The organism is Staphylococcus sp. M0911, assembly GCF_003491325.1.
Classification (GTDB): Bacteria; Bacillota; Bacilli; order Staphylococcales; family Staphylococcaceae; genus Staphylococcus; species Staphylococcus warneri_A.
Genome location: NZ_CP022881.1, coordinates 2,121,055 through 2,142,490, shown reverse-complemented (window position 1 = coordinate 2,142,490; position 21,436 = coordinate 2,121,055). Strand labels below are relative to the sequence as shown.

Annotated in this window: 24 protein-coding genes; 23 read left to right on the top strand and 1 reads right to left on the bottom strand. The window is 32.9% G+C overall.

What is annotated here, in order from left to right:
• Positions 1 to 174 precede the first annotated feature (174 nt).
• Positions 175 to 924 carry a hydrogen peroxide-dependent heme synthase gene (hemQ, locus tag ssp1_RS10455; protein WP_002451081.1) on the bottom strand — a complete coding sequence of 250 codons (750 nt, stop codon included), beginning with the start codon at positions 922 to 924 and terminating at the stop codon, positions 175 to 177.
• Between the two features lie 170 nt (positions 925 to 1,094).
• Here hemQ and pta point away from each other — a divergent pair, with 170 nt between their 5' ends.
• The 23 genes from pta to ssp1_RS10350 all read left to right on the top strand — a co-directional run bounded on the left by pta (position 1,095) and on the right by ssp1_RS10350 (position 21,391).
• Positions 1,095 to 2,084, top strand: a complete 990-nt coding sequence (gene pta / locus ssp1_RS10450) for a phosphate acetyltransferase (protein ID WP_075778603.1) — start codon at positions 1,095 to 1,097, stop codon at positions 2,082 to 2,084.
• The gene (locus ssp1_RS10445; RefSeq protein WP_075778604.1) at positions 2,084 to 2,926 is read left to right on the top strand and encodes a lipoate--protein ligase family protein; all 843 of its coding nucleotides are present in this window, start codon (positions 2,084 to 2,086) and stop codon (positions 2,924 to 2,926) included. The genes pta and ssp1_RS10445 overlap by 1 nt, the downstream gene beginning before the upstream one ends.
• Positions 2,927 to 3,376: 450 nt before the next feature.
• The gene (gene mvk, locus ssp1_RS10440; RefSeq protein WP_075778605.1) at positions 3,377 to 4,297 is read left to right on the top strand and encodes a mevalonate kinase; all 921 of its coding nucleotides are present in this window, start codon (positions 3,377 to 3,379) and stop codon (positions 4,295 to 4,297) included.
• Between the two features lie 4 nt (positions 4,298 to 4,301).
• A complete protein-coding gene (gene mvaD / locus ssp1_RS10435; RefSeq protein WP_075778606.1) occupies positions 4,302 to 5,285 on the top strand; it encodes a diphosphomevalonate decarboxylase in 984 nt (327 codons plus the stop codon).
• A 12-nt stretch (positions 5,286 to 5,297) separates the two neighbouring features.
• On the top strand, positions 5,298 to 6,374 hold the full coding sequence (locus ssp1_RS10430) for a phosphomevalonate kinase (protein ID WP_049424419.1): 1,077 nt from the start codon (positions 5,298 to 5,300) through the stop codon (positions 6,372 to 6,374).
• Positions 6,375 to 6,689: 315 nt separating this feature from the next.
• Positions 6,690 to 6,830, top strand: coding sequence for a hypothetical protein (locus ssp1_RS11925; RefSeq protein WP_158256370.1), 141 nt, complete (start codon positions 6,690 to 6,692; stop codon positions 6,828 to 6,830).
• Positions 6,820 to 7,161, top strand: coding sequence for a YuzB family protein (locus ssp1_RS10425; RefSeq protein WP_002451075.1), 342 nt, complete (start codon positions 6,820 to 6,822; stop codon positions 7,159 to 7,161). The genes ssp1_RS11925 and ssp1_RS10425 overlap by 11 nt, the downstream gene beginning before the upstream one ends.
• 187 nt (positions 7,162 to 7,348) lie before the next feature.
• Entirely contained in the window at positions 7,349 to 8,287 is a 939-nt protein-coding gene (locus ssp1_RS10420; protein ID WP_002451074.1) for an aldo/keto reductase, read from the top strand.
• Between the two features lie 222 nt (positions 8,288 to 8,509).
• Positions 8,510 to 9,058 (top strand): flavodoxin family protein, encoded by a 549-nt coding sequence (locus ssp1_RS10415; RefSeq protein WP_075778607.1) that lies wholly within the window; start codon positions 8,510 to 8,512, stop codon positions 9,056 to 9,058.
• 256 nt (positions 9,059 to 9,314) lie between these two features.
• On the top strand, positions 9,315 to 9,791 hold the full coding sequence (locus ssp1_RS10410) for a GNAT family N-acetyltransferase (protein ID WP_107536152.1): 477 nt from the start codon (positions 9,315 to 9,317) through the stop codon (positions 9,789 to 9,791).
• A gap of 73 nt (positions 9,792 to 9,864) precedes the next feature.
• Entirely contained in the window at positions 9,865 to 11,163 is a 1,299-nt protein-coding gene (locus ssp1_RS10405; RefSeq protein ID WP_075778609.1) for an HD domain-containing protein, read from the top strand.
• A 67-nt stretch (positions 11,164 to 11,230) separates the two neighbouring features.
• A complete protein-coding gene (locus tag ssp1_RS10400) occupies positions 11,231 to 11,740 on the top strand; it encodes a YwhD family protein (protein ID WP_002451070.1) in 510 nt (169 codons plus the stop codon).
• A 180-nt stretch (positions 11,741 to 11,920) separates the two neighbouring features.
• Positions 11,921 to 12,313 (top strand): hypothetical protein, encoded by a 393-nt coding sequence (locus tag ssp1_RS10395; protein ID WP_075778610.1) that lies wholly within the window; start codon positions 11,921 to 11,923, stop codon positions 12,311 to 12,313.
• Positions 12,314 to 12,407: 94 nt separating this feature from the next.
• Entirely contained in the window at positions 12,408 to 12,542 is a 135-nt protein-coding gene (locus tag ssp1_RS12130) for a hypothetical protein (RefSeq protein ID WP_259342308.1), read from the top strand.
• 139 nt (positions 12,543 to 12,681) lie between these two features.
• On the top strand, positions 12,682 to 13,095 hold the full coding sequence (locus ssp1_RS10390) for a YwiB family protein (RefSeq protein ID WP_002451067.1): 414 nt from the start codon (positions 12,682 to 12,684) through the stop codon (positions 13,093 to 13,095).
• Positions 13,095 to 14,756, top strand: a complete 1,662-nt coding sequence (gene argS, locus ssp1_RS10385) for an arginine--tRNA ligase (protein WP_075778611.1) — start codon at positions 13,095 to 13,097, stop codon at positions 14,754 to 14,756. The genes ssp1_RS10390 and argS overlap by 1 nt, the downstream gene beginning before the upstream one ends.
• Positions 14,757 to 14,830: 74 nt before the next feature.
• A complete protein-coding gene (locus ssp1_RS10380; protein ID WP_075778620.1) occupies positions 14,831 to 15,478 on the top strand; it encodes an endonuclease III domain-containing protein in 648 nt (215 codons plus the stop codon).
• 132 nt (positions 15,479 to 15,610) lie between these two features.
• Positions 15,611 to 16,120 (top strand): DUF805 domain-containing protein, encoded by a 510-nt coding sequence (locus tag ssp1_RS10375; protein WP_075778612.1) that lies wholly within the window; start codon positions 15,611 to 15,613, stop codon positions 16,118 to 16,120.
• A 172-nt stretch (positions 16,121 to 16,292) separates the two neighbouring features.
• Positions 16,293 to 17,639 carry an MATE family efflux transporter gene (locus tag ssp1_RS10370; protein WP_075778613.1) on the top strand — a complete coding sequence of 449 codons (1,347 nt, stop codon included), beginning with the start codon at positions 16,293 to 16,295 and terminating at the stop codon, positions 17,637 to 17,639.
• Between the two features lie 194 nt (positions 17,640 to 17,833).
• Complete coding sequence (locus tag ssp1_RS10365; RefSeq protein WP_075778614.1) at positions 17,834 to 18,730, top strand: ABC transporter substrate-binding protein; 897 nt, start codon at positions 17,834 to 17,836, stop codon at positions 18,728 to 18,730.
• A 145-nt stretch (positions 18,731 to 18,875) separates the two neighbouring features.
• Positions 18,876 to 19,826 carry a FecCD family ABC transporter permease gene (locus tag ssp1_RS10360; RefSeq protein WP_075778615.1) on the top strand — a complete coding sequence of 317 codons (951 nt, stop codon included), beginning with the start codon at positions 18,876 to 18,878 and terminating at the stop codon, positions 19,824 to 19,826.
• Between the two features lie 52 nt (positions 19,827 to 19,878).
• Positions 19,879 to 20,601 (top strand): HAD family hydrolase, encoded by a 723-nt coding sequence (locus tag ssp1_RS10355; protein ID WP_002451060.1) that lies wholly within the window; start codon positions 19,879 to 19,881, stop codon positions 20,599 to 20,601.
• Positions 20,585 to 21,391, top strand: coding sequence for an alpha/beta fold hydrolase (locus ssp1_RS10350; RefSeq protein ID WP_075778616.1), 807 nt, complete (start codon positions 20,585 to 20,587; stop codon positions 21,389 to 21,391). Before ssp1_RS10355 ends, ssp1_RS10350 begins: the two co-directional genes overlap by 17 nt.
• Positions 21,392 to 21,436: the final 45 nt, after the last annotated feature.

Sequence of the window (21,436 nt, the reverse complement as noted above, 5' to 3'; positions counted from 1 at the left end):
TATATTGGGTAGCGACAATATATTTTTTGTAGTTAACTTATACGTAGTAGTGATTAAAGTTCTCCCAAGGATACTACTCGTCAGAAGTACACTTTGCATGCAAAGTGTACTTTTTTATGCCATTAAAAAACGATGAACCCCTATTTAATAAGGATTCATCGACATCGCTTATATTTAAAATTTAAAAAATTGAGTAAAGTCTTCTGATTTTAAGATATGGCCAACATAGAAACTGCCAAATTCTCCGTAACGTGCAGTTGTTTCATCAAAACGCATTTCATAAACAATCTTTTTGAATTGTAGAATGTCATCAGAGAATAATGTGACACCCCATTCAAAATCGTCAAAACCTACAGAACCTGTGATGAATTGTTTGATTTTACCGGCATATTTACGGCCAATCATACCATGGTTATACATCAATGATTTTCTTTCTTCCATAGGTAACATGTACCAGTTATATGTTTCATTTCTACGTTTATCCATTGGATAGAAACAAATATATTCTGCATGAGGTAGTTCAGGGTATAATCTAGCTTTTACATGAGGATTTTCATAAGGGTCCTCATCAGATTTACCTGCTAAATAATTACTTAATTCGACAACAGATACATATGAGTATGTTGGAATAAAGAAATCTGCAATACGTAGCTTATTAAGCTCGTTTTCAATTGAATTGAGTTCTTTCATTTCAGGTCGTAAAAACCATAATAATAAATCTGCTTTTTGACCAGTAATATTATAAACTGCTTGATCGCCAGTACGTGTTGTTCTTGCTTCCGCTTTACTGTTCACGAAATTTTCAAATTCAGTAATCATAGTTTCACGTTCTTCTTCTGGTACTAATCTAAATGTTGCCCAATCAATTGCGTAAAATAAATGTAAACTGTACCAACCGTCTAGTGTTTCGGCTGCTTCACTCATGTTTATCGCTCCTTTAAAACTATATGTTCAATTCATACTAAATTTTATCATAAACAAATAGCTAACTACTAAGTAAATGATTACAAAAGAGTGAAATGGCATTCTATTTTAAAATGACGTATAATTAGTTTTGTAAACGTTATTATGAAATGAAATTCAAGGAGGACATTATGGCTAATCTATTAAACATATTAGAAGACAAATTAGCAGGGAAAAATGTAAATATTGTATTACCTGAAGGGGAAGACGAACGTGTGTTAACTGCAGCAACGCAATTACAAGTGACTGACTATGTAACACCAATCGTTTTAGGTAATAAAGATAAGATTCAATCATTAGCAAAAGACAAAGGTTTAGACCTTGCCAATATAGAAGTCATCGATCCTTCAACAAGTGAATTGAAATCAGAATTGGTAGACGCATTTGTTGAACGTCGTAACGGTAAAGCGACAAAAGAACAAGCTGAAGAATTATTAGATAATGTTAATTACTTTGGAACTATGCTTGTATACACTGGTAAAGCAGCAGGATTAGTAAGTGGTGCAGCACATTCTACTGGAGATACAGTACGTCCAGCACTACAAGTCATTAAAACTAAACCAGGTGTTTCTAAAACATCAGGGATCTTCTTTATGATGAAAGGTGAAGAACAATATATCTTTGGTGATTGTGCAATTAATCCAGAATTGGATGCACAAGGATTAGCTGAAATTGCAGTAGAAAGTGCCAAATCTGCTCAAAGTTTCGGTATGCAACCAAAAGTTGCTATGTTAAGCTTTTCAACTAAAGGTTCTGCTAAATCAGACGATGTGACTAAAGTTCAAGATGCATTGAAATTAGCACAAGATAAAGTAGCTGAAGAACAATTGGATAATGTTGTCATTGATGGTGAATTCCAATTTGATGCCGCAATTGTACCAAGTGTAGCTGAGAAAAAAGCACCAGGTGCAAAAATTCAAGGAGATGCAAATGTGTTCATTTTCCCTAGTTTAGAAGCGGGTAATATTGGCTACAAGATTGCACAAAGATTAGGTGGCTATGACGCTGTTGGTCCGGTTCTTCAAGGACTTAATTCTCCTGTAAATGATTTATCACGTGGATGCTCTATCGAAGATGTCTATAATTTATCAATTATTACTGCTGCACAGTCATTACAATAATGGATTTAGGTAACAAATATTTTAATGGTATTGAATGGCGATATATAGATCATTCTAGTGGCTTAGAACCTATGCAATCATTTGCTTTTGATGATACGTTTTGCGAAAGTGTAGGCAAAGATATGTCGACTAATGTAGTGAGGACATGGGTTCACCAACATACAGTGATTTTAGGCATTCATGATTCACGTTTACCATTTTTAAAGGATGGTATTGCCTTTTTAACAGATAAAATAGGATATAATGCAATAGTACGTAATTCGGGAGGTCTAGGGGTTGTCTTAGACCAAGGTGTGCTCAATATTTCATTGATGTTCAAAGGACAGACAGAGACAACAATCGATGAGGCATTTACAGTCATGTACTTACTTATTGCTAAAATGTTTGAAGATGAAGATGTAGACATCGATACACATGAAATTGAACGCTCATACTGTCCTGGTAAATTTGATTTGAGTATTGATGGTAAGAAATTTGCCGGTATTTCACAACGACGTGTGCGTGGTGGAATCGCTGTACAGGTATATCTATGTGTCGAAGGATCTGGTTCTGAGCGTGCATTAATGATGAAAGAATTTTATGAGCATGCACTTAAAGGTGAAGCAACTAAATTCACTTATCCTGACATTGAACCCAATTGTATGGCTTCACTTGAGACGCTATTAAACCGAAAAATTTCAGTTCAAGATGTCATGTTTTTACTATTGTATGCTATTAAAGATTTAGGTGGACGTTTAAATATGGATCCTATCACTGATGAAGAATGGCAACGCTATGAGGGTTATTTCGATAAGATGATTGATCGTAATGCGAAAATGATTACAAAAATGAACGAAAAGTAGTATAAATTAGATATTAAAGATAACAAAATAGTAATGACCGTCTTATTCAGACATCTTTTGTCATCATAACTATGCACTTGAGACTGGTTGCATAGTCCTAGTTTATGATGCATTTTGAATAAGGCGGTTTTTTACGCATTCATCTCTCGCGAAAGCCAAATTTTATGTATTAAACTTGCCTTATTATATATATAAATCTGTGTATTCCAAGAAATATTTGTAGTATTATAGTTTAGGTGGAAAAATTTAAGAATAAATAGCAAACTGTTTATATATTATTCGAAAAATGTTTACAAAATCTTATTTAAAGGTAAATATATGCAAGATTTTGAACAAAAATTATAAAATCATGTGTTTGCTATTAATGATAAACTTAATAGTACAAATAAAAGCACGGGCATTAATAATACGAAACAGATTAGTGAAGGTATATTAAAAGGTGATAATAACATGACAAAAAAAGGATACGGGGAGTCTACCGGTAAAATTATTTTGATAGGTGAACACGCAGTAACTTTTGGTCAACCTGCTATAGCTATTCCATTTAATTCCGGTAAGATTAAGGTTTTAATTGAAAGTCTTGAAAAAGGAAATTATTCAGCGATTGAAAGTAATGTTTATGATGGACTATTGTATGATGCACCAGAGCATTTAAAGTCTATGGTAACGCGCTTTATAGATAATACAGGTGTAGAAGAGCCATTATTAGTTAAAATACAAACGAATTTGCCGCCTTCTAGAGGCTTAGGCTCAAGTGCTGCTATAGCAGTAGCATTTACTAGGGCCAGTTATGATTTCTTAGGCAAGCCGTTAAGTGACGCAGAATTAATTGAAGAGGCCAATTGGGCTGAGAAAATTGCACATGGTAAACCAAGTGGTATTGATACACAAACCATTGTCTCTAGCAAACCTGTTTGGTTCCAAAAAGGACATGCAGAAACGTTGAAAACACTACAATTAAATGGTTATATGGTTGTCATTGATACAGGTGTAAAAGGTTCTACAAAACAAGCAGTTGAAGACGTTCACCAATTATGTGAATCACCAGAATATATGAGTCATATAGAACATATCGGGGATTTAGTGTATCAAGCAAGCCAAGCAATAGAACATCACGATTTTAATCAGATTGCCCGTATTTTTAATGAATGCCAGCAAGATTTAAGAAATTTAACAGTAAGCCATGATAAAATAGAAGAGTTGTTAGAAATCGGTAAAGCACATGGTGCCATTGCAGGTAAATTAACTGGTGGCGGCCGAGGTGGTAGTATGTTATTACTTACTGAAGATTTAAAAACAGCTAAAAACATTGTAGCTGCAGTTGAAAAGGCTGGAGCAGCACATACATGGATTGAGAATTTAGGAGGTTAACCCATTGGCAAAGAGTGGTAAAGCACGCGCACATACAAATATCGCATTGATTAAATATTGGGGTAAAGCTGATGAAAAATTGATCATACCTATGAATAATAGTTTATCAGTATCATTAGATAAGTTTTATACGGAAACGAAAGTCACATTTGATAGTGATTACCCTGCTGATCAATTGATTTTAAATGGTAAAGAAGCCAATGAGAAAGAAACTAAAAAGATTCAATCATATATGGATATAGTTAGAGAGATTGCTAATACAGACTTGCATGCACGAATTGATAGTCAAAACTTTGTACCAACAGCAGCTGGATTAGCATCATCTGCGAGTGCTTATGCAGCATTAGCAGCGGCATGTAATGAAGCGTTACAACTTGAGTTATCAGATAAAGATTTATCGCGTTTAGCACGCCGTGGTTCTGGCTCAGCTTCACGTAGTATTTTTGGTGGATTTGCAGAATGGGAAAAAGGCCATGATGATGAAACATCATATGCACACCCTATAGATGCAGAACACTGGGAAGATGAACTTTCAATGATATTTGTGGTCATTAATAATCAATCGAAAAAAGTATCAAGTCGATCTGGGATGTCATTGACACGTGATACGTCACGTTTTTATCAATATTGGTTAGATCATGTCGATGAAGACATTAAAGAGGCTAAACAAGCAATTGAAGCTAAAGACTTTAAACAACTAGGTGAAGTCATAGAAGCCAATGGTCTACGTATGCATGCAACGAATTTAGGTTCTCAACCACCGTTTACATATTTGGTTCAAGAAAGTTACGATGCGATGGCTATTGTACATGAATGTCGTAAGATGGGAGTGCCTTGTTATTTCACTATGGATGCAGGGCCTAATGTAAAAGTCCTTGTAGAAAAGAAAAATAAACAATTAGTTATCGACCAATTTTTAAAACATTTTGAAGCATCACAAATTATTGCGAGTGATATTATCGCTACAGGCGTTGAAATAATTAAGTAAGGAAATGATAGAATGATTCAGGTCAAAGCACCCGGTAAACTTTATATAGCTGGTGAATATGCAGTTACAGAACCAGGGTATAAGTCTGTCTTAATTGCACTAAACCGCTTTGTTACAGCTACTATTGAACCTTCTACACAAGTTGAAGGTACGATACACTCAAAGACATTACATCATGAACCGGTCACTTTTTATAGAGATGAGGATAGTATTGTCATTTCTGACCCTCAAGCTGCCAAACAACTAAATTATGTTGTTACAGCAATAGAGGTATTTGAGCAATATGCCAAAAGTTGTGAGATTCCGTTAAAACACTTTCATTTAACGATAGACAGTAACTTAGATGATGCGAATGGTAATAAATATGGACTTGGATCGAGTGCAGCAGTGCTAGTTTCAGTAGTTAAAGTATTGAATGAATTTTATGGACTAGAATTATCCAATCTTTATATTTATAAATTAGCTGTTATTTCAAATATGAAATTACAAAGTTTAAGTTCTTGTGGCGATATTGCAGTAAGTGTTTATAGTGGTTGGCTAGCGTATAGTACGTTTGATCATGATTGGGTGAAACAACAAATCGAAACAACATCGGTCAACACAGTGTTAGAGAAGAACTGGCCTGGTCTACATATCGAGCCATTACAGGCACCAGAAAATATGGAAGTTCTGATCGGTTGGACTGGATCACCTGCATCATCACCGCATTTAGTAAGCGAAGTTAAACGACTAAAAGCGGACCCGGCTTTTTATGGTGAGTTCTTAGATCATTCTCATCAATGTGTTGAATATTTAATTCATGCATTTAAGACCAACAATATTAAAGGCGTACAAAAAATGATTCGTCAAAATCGCGCTATCATTCGTAAGATGGATGACCAAGCATCAGTTGATATTGAAACGGATAAATTAAAATCATTATGTGATATTGCTGAAAAGCATGGTGGCGCTGCTAAAACATCAGGTGCAGGTGGTGGCGATTGCGGTATCACTATTATTCATCAAAATGTAGATAAACAAAAGATTTACGATGAATGGATAGAGAATGATATCAAACCATTACAATTTAAAATCTATCACGGACAATAATGAAACAATCTTTACAATGATAATTAATGATCATCTATCTCATCTTTTAGATGGTCATTGAGTTTTTCATTTAAAAAGGTTGTTTTTTTATGTTCTAATAGCGTGTTGGAAAAAATGACCTTGAATTTTTAAATAAAAAGAGTAAAATAATTAGAGTTGATAATTAATAGAAACGAGCGGGACAGAAGTAATGAAGAACCACTTTTCGATTATTATGTAGTGGTTCAAACGCATTAACCTTAGCTCATTTATTCTTAATAAGAATCATAGATATTATGAATATGCGTAAGAAATACTAAGGTTTTAAAGAAAAGAATGGCTTTAAAAGCCACTATTGGTAAATATGATTATATACTGGGACATTTATTCATGTTCCAGACAATTAACATGAACGTTAAAAAGAAGATTGGAAATAAAACAAATGAGCAGAAAGGTGGGAAGCAATATGAAGAATAAGTTTTTAATTTGTGATGAATGTCAGGCTGTAAATATTAAAACATTAAAAAAGAAATTAGAAAAACTTGATCCTGATGCAGAGATAGAAATTGGTTGTCAGTCATATTGTGGTCCTGGTAGACGAAAAACCTTTGCATTTGTGAATAATCGTCCGCTTGCTGCTTTGACTGAAGAAGAATTAATGGAAAAGGTTACGAAACAACTTAAAAAACCTAGAGATCCTGAAGAAGAAGAGCGACTAAGAAAGCGAAATGAAGAACGTAAACGTCGTAAAGAAGAACAAGATCGTAAATTAAAAGAAAAGCTAGCTAAGAAAAAAGCAGTTAAATAATATATGATGAATGAAGAGGTCGGGACAAAATCCTGCTTTTGGGACACTGTTAAAGCGTTTCAAATGCACAAAACTTTTGTCAGACCTCTTTTTTTGTTAATAATAAAGTAGCGATTTCCTTATGTATGATTAGATTTAAATTAGGGTAAATATTAAATATATGATCACTGAAGGAGAGATGTCTATTATGGCTAAAGAAGTCACTTTAGGTAAATCAGATGTTAAAGTTTTCCCTATTGCATTAGGTACAAATGCAGTTGGTGGACACAACTTATATCCAAATTTAGATGAGGAACAAGGAAAAGAAGTTGTAAGAAAAGCAATAGATCATGGTATTACTTTACTTGATACAGCCTATATATACGGTCCAGAGCGTTCTGAAGAATTAGTTGGAGAAGTAGTCAAAGAATATCCAAGAGAACAGGTTAAAATTGCTACCAAAGGATCTCATTATTTCGATGAAGATGATAATGTACAACAAAATAATGACCCTGAATTTATTAAACAACAAGTTGAAAACAGTTTGAAACGTCTACAAACTGACTATATAGACTTGTATTATATTCATTTCCCAGATGATAATACGCCAAAAGACAAAGCTGTCGCTGCTTTACAAGAGCTAAAAGAAGAAGGGAAAATCAAAGCAATTGGTGTATCTAACTTTACATTAGACCAATTGAAAGAGGCTAATAAAGATGGCTATGTAGATGTTGTGCAGTTAGAATATAATTTATTGCATAGAGAAAATGAAGAAGTGATGCAATATGCAGCAGAAAATCAAATTACATTTGTACCATATTTCCCATTAGCTTCTGGTATTCTAGCTGGTAAGTATGATGAAGATACAACATTTGATGATCACCGTGCGACAAGAAGAGACTTTAAACCAGAAGTGTTTAAAGATAACGTGCGTCGTGTCAATCAACTTAAAGATATCGCCGAAGCGCATCAAACTTCTATTGCTAATATCGTTTTAGCATTTTACTTAACTCGTCCTGCATTAGACGTTGTTATCCCTGGAGCTAAACGTGCAGAACAAGTGATAGAAAATATTGATGCAGCTAATGTCGAATTATCTCAAGATGAAATTAATCAAATTGATTCATTATTCCCGATTAATAAATAATATTGAAAGTCATGAAATCATTTGAGTCACTAACTTTTTTAGAATATGCCCGTAAAGGAACTAGCACATAGTTTTTTACGGGTATTTTTTTAATGGAAAAATTATCTTTGGATAATAACAATATTTTGCTCAATACATACATAAAACTTTTATAAACGGGTAAGGAAAGATATTGAATAAATGAAAGCGTTTCAAACTGAAATGATATAGGAGGAATAATGAATGATTACGGTATTATTTGGTGGGAGTCGTCCAGAAGGCAATACTGCACAACTCACAAAATATGCTCTAGAAAATGTTGAACACCAGTGGTTAGATCTTACTAAATATCAATTGAATCCAGTAAGAGATGTGCGTCATGATAATAAAAATATTGAGACATATTCTGATGACTACGAACAACTCATACAAACTGTATTAGATAGTGATGTCGTTATCTTTGCGTCACCGATTTATTGGTACAGTGTATCAGCTTCAATGAAAGCTTTTATTGATCATTGGTCTGAATCGATGGTAGATCCAAGATATTCAGATTTTAAAGAAGTGATGTCTAAAAAAGAATTTAGATTAATTTTAGTGGGTGGCGATTGTCCGAAAGTTAAAGCCAAGCCATGTATTGCTCAAATGAAATATACATTAGAATTTATTGGTGGCGAATTAGCAGGCTATATTGTTGGCACGGCCGAAAGACCTGGAGACATTATGAAAGACACCTACGCTTTAGAAAGAGCTAAAGAATGGAATAACAAATTTAGTCAAAGCAATTCTTAAGATTGTTTAAATAGGTAATGACTTAATACCCCCCTTTACTATAACTTAATGTATCGGGGGTCTTAATATTTTATGAGTTGTTTCAACAGTAGAGGGATCATTAAAAAAACCGATTTATAAAAATGATAGATGTTTTCATAAATACTTTTAAAAAATATATAAGTACAAAACGTTTAATTCACTCTATTAAATGAATAGGATATATATGTGATATAATACATTTATTAATAACTTGGAATTGTTAGGGGAGACATACATGTATAGAGTTAGAGAAGCAACAAGTGCCGATGCGGTAGCAATTAGAGATGTCGCAACAAAGGCTTGGTACAATACGTATTTAAATATTTATGCTGCAAGTACGATCAATGAATTATTAGCAGCTTCATATAATGAAGAACATTTGAAGAAACGCATGCAAGAACAACTCTTTTTAGTTGCCGAAGAAGACGAAGAAATTGTTGGTTTTGCTAATTTTATTTATGGAGAAGAATTATATTTGTCAGCACATTATGTACATCCTGAATCTCAACATAAAAGATATGGTACACATCTATTAGAAAAGGGATTAGAGGCATTTAAAGGCCAATACGATACAGTTTATTTGGAAGTTGATAATCAAAATGATGAAGGCATTCACTTCTATAAAGAACAAGGATTTGAAACGATTCGCTCATATCAACCTGAAATGTATGGCGAAGTTATGAATTTGGCTTTAATGAAAAAGACGTTCTAAGACGTTTGCCATCAATATATCAAAGCAAAGGTAGAGGCATTGACGAAAGTCTCTTATAAAAAGGAGGTATTACATGACACAATCATTGTATACAACGAGTAAATTAGCAGAGGAAAAAGTATTTAAAGATCCTATACATAGATATATTCACGTTAAAGATCAATTGATTTGGGATTTAGTTAAGACGAAAGAATTTCAACGATTACGTAGAATAAAGCAACTTGGTACATTATATCTTTCCTTTCATACTGCTGAACATAGTCGTTTCGGTCACTCTTTAGGTGTGTATGAAATTGTTCGACGCATGATAGATGAAACGTTTGAAGGGCGTGACACGTGGGATAACAATGATCGTCCTCTTGCTTTATGTGCTGCATTGTTACATGATTTGGGTCATGGCCCTTTCTCTCATAGTTTTGAAAAGATTTTCAATACGGATCACGAAGCGTTTACTCAGGCGATTATTACAGGTGATACTGAAGTAAATGAAGTGCTAAGTCGTGTGTCAGATACATTTCCTCAAGAAGTGGCAGATGTGATTAATAAAACACATCACAATAAACTAGTTATTTCTATGATATCGTCTCAAATTGATGCTGATAGAATGGACTATTTACAACGCGATGCGTATTTTACTGGCGTGTCTTATGGTGCGTTTGATATGGAACGTATATTACGATTAATGCGTCCATCAAAAGACGAAGTGTTAATTAAAGAAAGCGGTATGCATGCAGTTGAAAATTTTATCATGAGTCGTTATCAAATGTATTGGCAAATTTATTTCCATCCAGTTAGTCGAGGTGGAGAAGTATTGCTTAATAATTGTTTGAAAAGAGCAAAGCAATTATATAATGAAGGTTATCAATTTAAAAAATCACCAGAAGATTTTATTCCATTCTTTGAAGGCACAATGACAATTCAACAATATGTAGATTTAGATGAAGCGGTTGTCTTATATTATTTGAAAAAATGGATTGATGAAGATGACGAGATTTTAAGTGATTTATCACGTCGTTTTATTAATCGTGATTTATTTAAATACATTCCATTTGATGGTTCGATTATTACCATCTCTGAACTTCAAGAATTGTTTGAAGCAGGTGGTATTAATCCGGATTATTATTTCGTGAGCGAATCATTTTCTGACTTGCCTTATGATTATGATAGACCGGGTTCCAATCGTAAACCAATTCATTTATTAAGACGAGATGGTACGATAAGAGAAATTAGTAATCAATCCCTAGTGATAAATAGTATTACAGGAATTAATAGAGAAGATTATAAATTGTACTACCCTAAAGAATTAGTTTTAAATATTGAAGATGACATGATTAAAGGCTCTATTATCAATCTATTAAATGAATTAAATTAATGGTTTGATAGAATGTGCTAGCTCATTTAATATAGTAATCAGTTGAAAATTGTATGAGGAGGTACCGATGGTGACTGAGAAAAAAGGATTTAATTTTAACATCATAAAAAATGACCCATTAGATGGCCATAAAGGTACAAATATCGGTTCAATTAGTTTAGATAATATTGCGCCTGTCTTTATAGATGTTGAGAATCAAGAAGCTTTTGTTGATATTGGTGGTATGCATGCCCGTGCCAAAGTTGAAAAAGGCGTAAAATGGATTACAGATAAATCAGAAGTAGAAGGCGAAGAAGCTAAAGAATACTGGTTATGTTGGGTTACAACTGAAAGAGGCGAAAACGGTCCTTATTATGCAGGTGTAACGGCATGTTACTTATTAGTAAACAAAAGTATTAGACGTGGATATAAGAGTATGCCAGAACACGTTAATATGATGGATAAATCAATGAAACATCAAATTATTATCGACCATATTGGTGAAGACAATAAAAAAGTATTAAAAACATTTTTACAAAATCATAATGAAGAAATGTGGAACAACTCTACAGAAGAATTGTTTAAGGCATTGGGATAAAGCACAAAAACTAACCTCGCGATATTAGTACATTATCGCGAGGTTAGTTTAATATAATTACGATTACAAGTGGTTTTAAAAACATAAAAATAAACATTGAATTTTATATACAATATAATATTATTATATATGCAAATGTATTATTGATATACAATCAAAAAGAGAATAGGGGATGGGTTTATGCAATTCAAATTAAAAGAAGAAGAACTGATTGATTTTTTAGAATTGAAATTTCCGGAATACACCTTTGTTAAAGGTAGACTTCTAGTGGGACAACATAAACAAGAAGATTTGCATGTCTATTATTTAGGGGAAGAAACGTTGGCATGTTTAACTATTGCATTTAAAACATTTGAAATTAGAGACGCTGACATTTTAGATTATGAACCGTTAAAAGAAATTCGTCTCAAAGATGGTTTGCTATTTAGGAAAATGCAAATCATTACTGACGGTGGCATACTAAAATACGGTACGTCTAAAGCGTTATTAACGGACTTCCAAAATGACAATTACAATCAATTTATTGATGGTAATAAGGAAAAAGTGATTTATAAAGATGGTGCCTTTCAATAATTAATAAACGTAGATAAATCATATTTACTCATAGTTATGATGATGATAATATAAAAAAAGAAATAAATATCATTATAGAATATGAGGTAAAAAAATGAATAAATTAATATTCATGACAGCACTGATTTTCGGCATCGTATATTTCTATAAGTATCAACTTGTAAAAAGTAAATATCAAAGACATATTGTTGACATAGAATCATTAGAAGATGTTATTGAGGTTAGATAGTATGAAATGAGTGGATAAGCTATTTTTGGCTTATCCGCTTTTTATATTTATTAATAAATTAAATCCCCCAATACTACAAGCAATAGGGCAATTATGCTATAATATCATGTATTATTGTGTAGGATAAGGGAGTAGTAAATTGGAAAATAATGTTAAAATCCAAACGAAACAGATAATTAAACAAAATGGCGAAAAAGAGAAGTTTGATTTTACTACTGAAGGATCATGGCACAAACGCCAATCTCACATCATTAGATATACTGAACATATAGATGATGCCAATGTTAACGTAACCATTAAAATAGAAGAAGATGGCGTAAAATTGATTCGAAAAGGCGATATTAATATGAACTTTCATTTTGTAGAAGGTGCTGAAACAACTACATTTTATGATATACCTGCAGGCCGTATTCCGTTAAATGTTAAAACGTTAAGTATTCTACATTTTGTTACCCCAGATGGTGGTAAACTGAAAGTACATTACGAATTATTTCAAAATGAAGAGAAGATGGGTTCATACCAATACGAAATAAATTACAAGGAGTTAGGCTAATGAACATAATAGAACAAGTCAAACAGACGCTAGTTGAAGAAATTGAAGCAAGTATTAAAAAAGCTGAATTAGCAAGTGATATTCCAGAAATTAAAATAGAGATTCCTAAAGATGTAAAAAATGGCGACTATTCAACGAATATTGCGATGGTACTTACTAAAATAGCTAAACGTAATCCACGTGAAATTGCACAAGCCATCGTGGATCATTTAGATGCTAGTAAAGCGCATGTTAAAAAGGTAGATATTGCTGGGCCAGGATTTATCAATTTTTATTTAGATAACCAATATTTAACAGACATTATTCCAGAAGCTATTCAAAAAGGCGATCAGTTCGGTAAAGCAGAAGCATCTAAAAATAAAAATATTTTACTTGAATATGTATCAGCCAATCCAACAGGAGACTTGCATATTGGCCATGCGCGTAATGCGGCAGTTGGTGATACATTAGCTAATATTTTAATAGCAGCAGGTTATCATGTGACACGTGAATATTATATTAATGATGCCGGTAATCAAATTTCAAATCTTGCACGTTCAATTGAAACACGTTTCTTTGAAGCATTAGGTGATAACAGTCATGAAATGCCAGAAGATGGCTATAATGGTAAAGATATCGTTGAAATCGGTAAAGATTTAGCGGATAAACACCCAGAAATCAAAGATTATAGTGATGACGAACGTCTGAAGACATTTAGACAACTTGGTGTTGATTATGAAATGTCTAAATTGAAGAAAGATTTATCAGACTTCAATACACATTTTGATAATTGGTTTAGTGAAACGTCTCTTTATGAAAAAGGCGAGATTAAAGAAGTATTAGCTAAAATGAATGACTTAGGTTACACATATGAAGCGGATGGTGCAACTTGGTTACGTACATCGGATTTTAAAGATGACAAAGACAGAGTGTTAATCAAAAAAGATGGCAATTACACTTATTTCTTACCTGACATTGCTTATCATTTTGATAAAGTACAACGTGGTAATGATATTTTAATTGATTTGATGGGTGCTGACCATCACGGTTATATCAACCGTTTGAAAGCATCTCTAGAAACATTTGGTGTAGATAGTGATCGCTTAGAAATTCAAATTATGCAAATGGTACGTCTAATGCAAAATGGCGAAGAAGTTAAAATGAGTAAACGTACAGGTAATGCTATTACATTACGTGAAATTATGGATGAAGTCGGTGTAGATGCCGCTCGTTACTTCTTAACAATGCGTAGCCCGGATACACACTTTGATTTTGATATGGAATTAGCCAAAGAACAATCACAAGATAATCCGGTTTATTATGCACAGTATGGTCATGCACGTATTTGTTCTATATTAAAACAAGCTAAAGAACAAGGCATAGAAATAAGTACGGACGTTGATTTTTCAAAAATCACTAATGACAAAGCCATTGAATTATTGAAAAAAGTAGCAGAGTTTGAACCAACAATTGAAAGTGCAGCAGACTCAAGAGCACCACACCGTATGACAAATTATATTCAAGATTTAGCGTCACACTTCCATAAATTCTATAATGCTGAAAAGGTATTAACAGATGACATTGAAAAAACAAAAGCACACATTGCGCTTGTAGAAGCAGTGAGAATTACTTTAAACAATGCATTAGCATTAGTTGGCGTATCTGCACCGGAGACAATGTAATATTAAATTTGATTAAACCCTTATAGCTCTATGGTTATAAGGGTGTTTTTATGACTATGAAAATGGGGGATATTTTGTTACAAACAGAAGAATTATATAACATTTTATATCAAAATATGGGTCCTCAACATTGGTGGCCTGCAGACAGTAACATTGAAATGATGTTAGGAGCGATACTTGTTCAAAACACCAATTGGAGAAATGCTGATTTAGCTTTACAATCATTAAAAGAAGCAACGGATTTTAACCCGAAATATATATTAAATATGCCATTAGAAGACTTACAAATGGTGATTAAATCTAGTGGTTTCTATAAAAATAAGGCTAAAGCGATTCATGCATTGTTCTTATGGTTAGATCAACATCATTTTGATTATAATGGTATTGTTACGCAATACAGGGATGATCTTAGAAAAGAATTATTAAGTATACGAGGCATTGGTAGTGAAACAGCGGATGTATTGATCGTGTATATTTTTGGTGGGGTAGAGTTTATCCCAGATAGTTACACGAGACGATTATATGCCAAACTCGGTTATGCGAATACCGATAGTTACGATAAATTTAAAAAAGAAATACAATTACCATCAACATTTACCAACCAAGATGCGAATGAATTCCACGCATTGTTAGATAACTTCGGTAAAAATTACTTTAATATTAAGAATGGTACACATTATACATTTTTAGATTCTTATTTTGAATCATCTGTCAATGATTAGATGACCAAAATGTATTAGTTCTTTTATAGTAATTATGTTATTTAATTAATTGAAAAATTCTAGTCATATTGAATGATAATTGATAAATTATATAATAGATATTGAAATAAGTTTTTGTGAAAGGGGTACAAAATGTTAAGGTCTTATAAAGCGTTTTGGCAAAAGGCATTGATATTAGAGGGTAGGACACGAAGAAAAGATTTTTGGTGGCCGGTTTTATTTAACATGATTTGTTTATTAATGATTGCGATTATTGCATCGTTAATATTAGTACCACTTCAGCATGGAAAAATCATTTATGACATTGTCTTTTATATCGTGTATCTCATTTTTACAGTACCGATGTTTACAATTTCTGTAAGGCGATTTCATGATATTGGAAAAGGTAAAACGATACCCGTCATCTATTTAGTATTAACCCTTTTAAATCCGATAAATCAAATGGCAAATGACTATGGATGGTTTTCTCAACTAGAGCATTTAAATATTGTTGTCATTATTGTATTATCTATTATGGCAATTATATTTGCCATTGGAAGTATTGTTATTTCAATTATGGCATTAGTGTATTGTGTTCAAGACAGTGAAAAAGGTACGAACCAATATGGACCAAATCCTAAAGAACACATGCTTGAAACATAAAAGTTATCAAATTAATTTCAATCTACTGCATTACAAGTTGGTCTACTTGTAGTGCAGTTTTTATTTTGTATGGCTTAATTTCTTATATGGGTTAAATTGACATGATATATGGGAATAGATATCATAAATGAATTGATATATGAAAAGTTACAAATACAAAGGGGGTGTCTGAATGCCGAGTCAACAACGTGATTTTACACATGGCAATATATTCAAAGGTTTGGTTTTGTTCTCAGGTCCCATCATGTTAACCAATCTACTTCAAACCTCGTTTCAAATTATAGATAGTTTATGGGTTGGGAATTTATTAGGGGCTCACGCGCTAGGCGCTGTGGCGATTTCTACTACTATTTTAATAACAATACTTTCATTTATTTTAGGTTTAAATAATGCAGTTTTAACGATATTATCTCAATATTACGGTAAAAAAGACTATAAAGGTCTTAAGCAATATTTAAATGCATTTGTTGTTGTGATGACGTCAATGGCTCTATTATTTGGTGTGGTTGGATTCATATTTTCAAAACATTTACTATTATTGATTGGTACGCCCACCACTTTATTAGGACAAGCAACGACATATTTGCAGATTAGTTTTTTAGGTATTTTATTCTTATTTGGTTATAACTTTGTAAATACGGTATCGCGTGCACTCGGAGATAGTAAGACACCCATGCGTGTTGTATTTTTAGCAGTAGTACTTAATGCTATTTTAGCGCCATTATTTATTGGTGTTTTTCAATTAGGTATGGTTGGTGCCGCATTATCGACAGTCGTATCACAAGGCCTAGCTTTTCTGTATAGTTTATATCATTCACTTAAGCATCAACTTATTCCATTTACAGTCCCTAAACTGCCTCAAAAAGATGAAGTCATCTTAATTTTGAAATTAGGTATACCCGCAGGCTTACAGATGGCAGTGATTCAAGGTGGTAATGCCGCTATACTTAGTGTGGTTACCCAATTTGGTGGTGACACTGTAGCAGGGTTTAGTGCTTCTCAAAGATTAGACAGTTTAATCATGTTACCGGCAATGGCGCTTGGAACTGCAGTGAATAGTATGGCAGGTCAGAATATTGGTGTCGGTAACTGGAAGAGAGTACGTCAAATAGCGAAAGTATCAGCATTATATAATTTCGCTATTATGATTACTATTGCCATAGTTGTAATGGTAGTTGCAGAATTTGCTATTAAATTCTTTATTCAGGATCAACAAGCTGTTGATTTCGGTAGTCACTATTTACGTATTGTAGCGCTTTGTTTTCCATTTTTAGGATTGAATTTTGTATTAAATGGTATCGTAAGGGCATCTGGTGCAATGTACCAAGTATTAGTTTTAAATATTATTTCATTTTGGATACTACGGTTTCCATTAACAGGACTATTCTCAAAAATGTTTGGCCAAATAGGTATTGGTATGGGCATCGGTACAGGTTTTATCATTAGTAGTTTATTTGCATTTGCCTATTATCAATTTGGCAAATGGGACCAAAAAGTTATACTTGAAGACCATGATTAGAAAAGGTTAAAAACTAACATTAAAATATCAAATAGCATACTTGGGATATCCTATTACTATAAAAATAGTTATAGGATATTTTTATTAAAAATATTTTAAAATGATTTGAAAATCTAATGAAAAATATGTGAAATTTGATATGATAAAATGAAGTGATATACATATTAAAATAAAAATGAATGGAATGAGCAAACATGAAACGTAATTTTTGGATAATTATGATGTCATTATTGATAATTCTTGCAGGATGCAGCCAAAATGATCAGCATCAATCAGATAAAGGTTCTAAAAATCAATCTACTACAGGTAAGACACCATATCATCGTATTGTTTCATTGATGCCAAGTAATACTGAAATTTTATATGAACTTGGACTAGAAAATCGTATTGTGGGTGTGTCTACCATTGATGACTACCCTAAAAATGTTAAAAAAGGGAAAAAGCAATTTGATGCGATGAATTTGAATAAAGAAGCCTTGTTAAAGGCAAAACCTGATTTAATATTAGCACACGAATCTCAAAAATCATCTTCGGGCAAGGTTTTAGATGCTTTGAAAAAAGAGGGTGTGAAAGTTGTTTACGTTAAAGATGCACAATCACTTAAAGAAACATATGAGACATTTAAATCAATTGGGAAGTTAACCCATCGTGAAAAGCAAGCCAATCAATTAGTAAATGAAACTAAAGATAATGTCGACAAAGTGATTCAATCCATCCCTAAACACCAAAAGCAACCAAAAGTATTTATGGAAGTATCATCTCAACCAGAGATATATACTGCCGGTAAACATACATTCTTTAATGATATGTTAAAACAATTAGATACTAAAAATAGCTTTGATGATATTGATGGTTGGAAATCAGTCAGTAAAGAAAGCATCGTCAAACACAATCCAGATATTTTAATATCTACGGAAGGAAAGTCACAGGCTGAATATGAAAAAATCATTGAAAAACGTGGTGGCTTTGATAAAACGAATGCTGTGAAACATCATCGTATTGAAACAGTTAATGGTGATGAAATATCACGCCCAGGTCCAAGAATAGACGACGGCTTAAAAGAACTAAGGGATGCTATTTATCAAAAATAATGATTTCTAAAAGTACTAGTACACATGAAGTAGATATATAATGAACGATGTCAGTTAGCTATATCAATGTGAGACTAGTACTTTTTTGATTTAAAGTTTGTTATGATGGGCACAATAATGAAAATGTATTAGAAATGAGCGTATTATGAAAAAGATAAAGGTTATTTTAATTTGGACATTGATATTAACTGTCACTATTCTAATGAGTTTAATGTGGCAAATTGGTGACTTGTCTGATCCGTTTAACCAAACAATTTTATTGAAAGTAAGACTACCTAGGGTGTTAGAAGCATTACTTACTGGAGCGACATTAACATTGGCTGGGCAAATGTTTCAGACGGTACTCAATAATCCACTTGCAGATAGTTTTACATTGGGTTTAGCCAGTGGTGCTACGTTTGGTTCAGGCTTAGCCTTATTTTTAGGACTGAGCTTTTTATGGATACCCTTCTTTTCAATAGGATTTAGCCTCATAACGCTAATCATTGTATTAAGTCTAACGATGGCGTTATCTACGGGGTACCCTGTTCGTGTATTGATTCTACTTGGATTGATGATAGGGGCATTATTTAATGCTTTATTATATATATTGATATTGATAAAACCGCAGAAGTTAAATACAGTGGCGAATTATTTATTTGGCGGCTTTGCTTCTGCAGAAATTGAAAATGATATCATGATAGCCATTGTATTGGCATTGTCAGTTATGGGTCTAGGATTATTATTACGTCCAATTAAATTATTGCAACTAGGAGAGTTGAAAGGGCAATCGTTAGGTTTAAATGTACAACGTATGACCTTTATGGTACTTACCATAGCCTCTGTTGTCACAGCTGTTGTAGTCGCTTATGTAGGTATTATTGGCTTCATTGGCATGATTGTGCCTCAATTGATTCGACGTTATTATTGGCGTTTTGAGCTCGGAATGCAAATGGTTTTAAATATCATCATTGGTGCAATAGTGATGGCGTTAGCTGATTTTATAGGTAGTATTGTGATACATCCAATACAAGTGCCGGCTAGTATTATTATGGCGTTATTAGGTATTCCGGTATTATGTTATATTTTATTATCACAATCTAAAGTATTACGCTAATGTCATTCATTTGCTAAAATAAGAATTAATAAACGATGAAGAGGTTAAAAAGATGGATTTGAGTCATATAAAAGCAATCGTATTCGATTTAGAAGGCACATTGCTAGATAGAGTAAAATCACGTGAGAAATTTATTGAAGAACAATATGAAAGATTTCATGATTATTTTGTACATGTACAATTAGCTGATTTTAAGAATAAGTTCATTGAGTTAGATGACGATGAAGACAATGACAAGCCAGATTTATATAAAGCTATAATTAAACAATTTCATATCGATCGTTTAACCTGGAAAGATTTATTTAATGATTTTGAAATGCATTTTTATCGTTACGTATTTCCATATTATGACACGTTATATACACTAGAACGATTATCTAAAGCAGATTATCTTATTGGGGTAATTGCTAATGGTAAATCTAAAATTAAACAATTTAGACTACACTCACTAGGTATCATGCATGTCATTAATTACTTATCAACATCTGAAACTGTAGGTTTTCGTAAACCACATCCAAAGATATTTGAGGATATGATTGATCAATTAGATGTCAAGGCAGATGAAATTATGTACGTTGGAGACGATGCTTTAAACGATGTTGCACCAGCACGTGCAATGGGAATGGTAAGTGTTTGGTTCAAACAAGAAGATGCAGAAATAGAACCACTTGAAGAGGAAGTTGATTTTACCATTACCACGATTGAAGAATTATTGGATATTTTACCGAAGAATTTTAATTTAGAAGGAGAACGATCTAATGGATTTATTTACTAGAAATGATGGTACAACACTACATTACAATACATTAGGTGAAGGATACCCAGTTGTGTTGATTCACACTGCATACGACAACTATACGGTATTTAATGATGTAGCTAAAAAGTTAGCAAAGTCATTCCAAGTGGTACTGATTGATTTAAGAGGGCATGGTTATTCTGACAAACCGAGACATATTGCATTCCAAGAATTTGCGGATGATATCATAGCATTACTAGACTTTATATATATCGACCAAGCCGCATTTATTGGACATGAAATGGCTGCCATGATTATTGCAGATTTATCAGTAAGATATCCTGGCTATGTATCTTCATTAACATTCGTCAATCCTACATCAGTTGAAGGAGAACTACCAGAAGAGCGTTTGTTTAGAAAATATGCCCATACCATTCGTAACTGGGATGATGAAAAACAATCGAAATTCTTGAATGATAAAAAATATTACAAACCACGTAAAATGAATAAGTTTTTAAAACATGTCGAAGATACAAATTCAATTTCAACTAAAGAAGAAATTCAAGCAATTGAAGATGTATTTAAATCAACAGGCATCTCCGATGTTTTTTCAAAAGTAGCGGCACCTACATTAATTATTGCAGGAGAATATGGTGAAAGAACGACAACGCTTGAAGCTAAAGAAGTTGTTGATTTAATCGAACATGGGGACTTTTTAGTATATAACACTTCAAGTTTATATCCATTTGTAGAAGAAGAACAACGATTTATAGATGATGTGACGCAATTTATTACAGAGCATTGCCCAATTAGAAAAAATCGTAATTAATGATTGAGGTTTGATAGATAACTACGACTTAAGTATTAAATTTTG